Source organism: Herbaspirillum lusitanum P6-12 (assembly GCF_000256565.1).
GTDB classification, from domain to species: Bacteria; Pseudomonadota; Gammaproteobacteria; order Burkholderiales; family Burkholderiaceae_D; genus Herbaspirillum; species Herbaspirillum lusitanum.
The window spans coordinates 1-2,669 of the sequence record NZ_AJHH01000687.1 but is presented as its reverse complement, the minus strand read 5'-3'; the positions used below and the strand labels follow the sequence as shown (position 1 = coordinate 2,669).

Annotated in this window: 4 protein-coding genes; all 4 read right to left on the bottom strand. The window is 62.9% G+C overall.

Annotation, left to right across the window (positions count from 1 at the left end; genetic code table 11):
- On the bottom strand, positions 1–422 hold a 422-nt coding region (locus tag HLUSI_RS0122530), incomplete at its 3' end, for an ATP-binding cassette domain-containing protein (RefSeq protein ID WP_016836105.1).
- A 35-nt stretch (positions 423–457) separates the two neighbouring features.
- Positions 458–1,123 (bottom strand): amino acid ABC transporter permease, encoded by a 666-nt coding sequence (locus tag HLUSI_RS0122525; RefSeq protein WP_016836104.1) that lies wholly within the window; start codon positions 1,121–1,123, stop codon positions 458–460.
- Between the two features lie 35 nt (positions 1,124–1,158).
- The gene (locus tag HLUSI_RS0122520; protein ID WP_016836103.1) at positions 1,159–1,923 is read right to left on the bottom strand and encodes a transporter substrate-binding domain-containing protein; all 765 of its coding nucleotides are present in this window, start codon (positions 1,921–1,923) and stop codon (positions 1,159–1,161) included.
- Between the two features lie 71 nt (positions 1,924–1,994).
- Positions 1,995–2,669, bottom strand: a 675-nt coding sequence (locus HLUSI_RS0122515) for an IclR family transcriptional regulator (RefSeq protein ID WP_016836102.1), incomplete at its 5' end; no start/stop codon positions are given.

Here is a 2,669-nt window from a genome sequence, read left to right as displayed (position 1 = left end):
TGCGGCCCTGGTCCATCACCACGACGACGTCGGCCGACCTTGGCCAGCAGTGCGCGCGCCAGCGTGTCGGCTTCGTCCTTGGGCGTGCCGCGGATCTTGCGCGGGCCGACCGTGACGTTTTCCAGCACCGACAGATGCGGGAACAGGTTGAACGACTGGAACACCATGCCGACCTGGGTGCGCAGGTCGTTGAGGGCATGGTCGGCGATCATCTTGCCGTCCACCAGCAAGTCCTGGTTGCAGATCGAGATGCTGCCTTCTTCCGCCACTTCGAGGCCGTTGCAGCAGCGCAGCAGCGTGCTTTTGCCGGAGCCGCTGGGGCCGATGATGACGACCACTTGCGAGGCCGCGACTTCGAGGTCGATGCCGTGCAGGATGCGATGGCCGGAGAAGGATTTGCCTAGTTTGGAAACGGTGATCATGGGTGCGGACATAGGTGCGGACATAAGTGCTGACATCAGACGGCTCCCCCTGCGCGCAGGTGTTTCTCGACCCGCTGCAGGGCCATGCTGGTGAGGCTGGTCAGCACCAGGTAGACCAGCGCGACGGCGATATAGACTTCCAGCGAACGGTAGGACACGCTGATGATTTTCTGGCCTTCGTGCATCAGGTCGGCGATGGTCAGCAGCGACACCAGCGCCGAGTTCTTGATCAGCGCGATGAACTCATTGCCCAGCGGCGGAATCATGCGCACGATGGCTTGCGGCAGGATGATGGTGCGCATGGCCTTGCCCGACGACATGCCGAGCGAACGCGCCGCTTCCATCTGGCCCTTGTCGATCGACTGGATGGCGCCACGCACGATCTCCGACACGTAGGCGCCGGAGTAGATGCCCAGGCCCAGTACGCCGCACAGGAAAGCCGGCAGCAGGATGTCGAATTGCGGCAGGCCGAAGAACAGCAGGAACAACTGCACCAGCAGCGGCGTGCCGCGGATGAAGGTGACGTAAGCAGTGCAGATGCCATAGATCAGGCGTTTGCTGCGATCCAGCCGGCCGAGGCCGACCAGCAGGCCGAGAAAGCAACCGAGCACCAGCGAGATGGCGGTGATTTCCACCGTCACGATGGCGCCATGCAACAGGTCCGGCCAGCCCTCGAATACGGGCACAAAATCCAAGCTCATCTGATCTCCTTGCTTACGTCTGCTTTTCTATGGAATTACTTGGCCGCCGACGACAGCCACTTTTGCACCAGCTTGTCATAGCTGCCGTCGAGCTTGACCTTCTTGAGCGCGGCGTTCATTTCTTCGGTCAGCTGCGGCAGGTCCTTGCGCACGGCGTAGCCGTACAACTCGATGCTGACCTGCTTGTCGAGCACCTTCATGCCGGGACGGGTCTTGGCGTATTCGATGGCGGCCGGCTTGCCGGTGACGGCGGCGTCGGCGCGGCCGATTTCAACCAGGTTGAACATTTCCTGGTTCTTCTCGACCTCGATGCGCTCGGCTTGCGGGTAATACTCTTTGAGGTAGTTGGCCGACTTGGTGCCGACCTGGACCGAGACCTTCTTGCCGGCCAGATCGGACGGTTGCTTGATCGCGTTGTTGCTGGCCTTGGTCAGCACCACCAGGCCGCCCGGATAGTAGGGGTCGGTGAAATTGACCACGCGGCGGCGTTCTTCGGTGATGTAAATCGCCGACGAGGCGACGTCGAAGCGGCGCGACACCAGGCCGGGGATCAGGCCCTTGAAATCGATGTCGGTCCATTCGACCTTCTTGCCCATGGTCTTGCCGAGCAGTTCGATCAGCTCGATGTCGAAGCCGGTGCGCTTGCCGTCCTTGAAGAACTCGAACGGCGGGAAGGTGGCGTCGGTGGCGACGCGGATGACGTCAACGGTCTGCGCACAGGCCAGCGCCGGGGCGACGGTAAAACCGGCGGCGAGACTGACGGCGGCGAGCATGCGGATGAGGCGGCGGCGGTGGTTCATGGTTTCTCCCTCGGATGGACGACTTAATGGACAACTTGTAATGGACCTGCAACTGACTTCTGGTGAACTGATTAAAACAACGCAAGGCGTTCGCTGATGGCCGCCGCCGCCTGGACCGTGGCGGCAATCAGCTCGCGCTGCCGCTCTTCGGCCCGGATCGCCGGCGCCATCAGGGTAATCGCGCCGGCCGCCTGGCCGGGCTTGTAAAACACCGGAGCGCTGACACCCCACACGCCCCAGTCGACTTCGCCTTCGCTGACCGCATAACCCTGGCTGCGGATGGCGGCGAGTTCGGCGTGCAGGCGGGCGATGTCGTCATCCTTGCCGTGCAGCTGGCGCTCGACGATGTTCTCGGCCATGGCCTGCGGCAGATGCGCCAGCACCGCCTTGGCCGAGGCGCCGCGCGACAGCGGATGCGAGCGGCCCTTGGAAAACGAGCAGCGCAGCGATTGCTCGCTGTCGACCATGTCGAGGCAGGTGACCTGGTCGTTGACCGCCACCATCAGGCCGACGCTCTCGCCGCACTTCTTGGCCAGTTGCAGCATTTCGGGCTGGGCGTTGCTGACCAGGTAAGAGGTATGGTCGAAGCCCCAGGCCAACTGCACGCTGAGCGGGCCGGGCGCGTAGAAATTGTCCTGTTCCTGCACCAGTCCCCATTTCTTGAGCGGCAGCAGGTGGCGATACAGCGTACTTTGCGGCAAGCCGGTCAGCTCCTTCAGCTTGCGCACGGCGATCGGCTTGCCGTA

Bases quoted from the DNA above. Each gene is read 5' to 3' on its own strand.
- HLUSI_RS0122525 (WP_016836104.1), bottom strand. From the start codon at position 1,123: ATGAGCTTGGATTTTGTGCCCGTATTCGAGGGCTGGCCGGACCTGTTG.
- HLUSI_RS0122520 (WP_016836103.1), bottom strand. From the start codon at position 1,923: ATGAACCACCGCCGCCGCCTCATCCGCATGCTCGCCGCCGTCAGTCTC.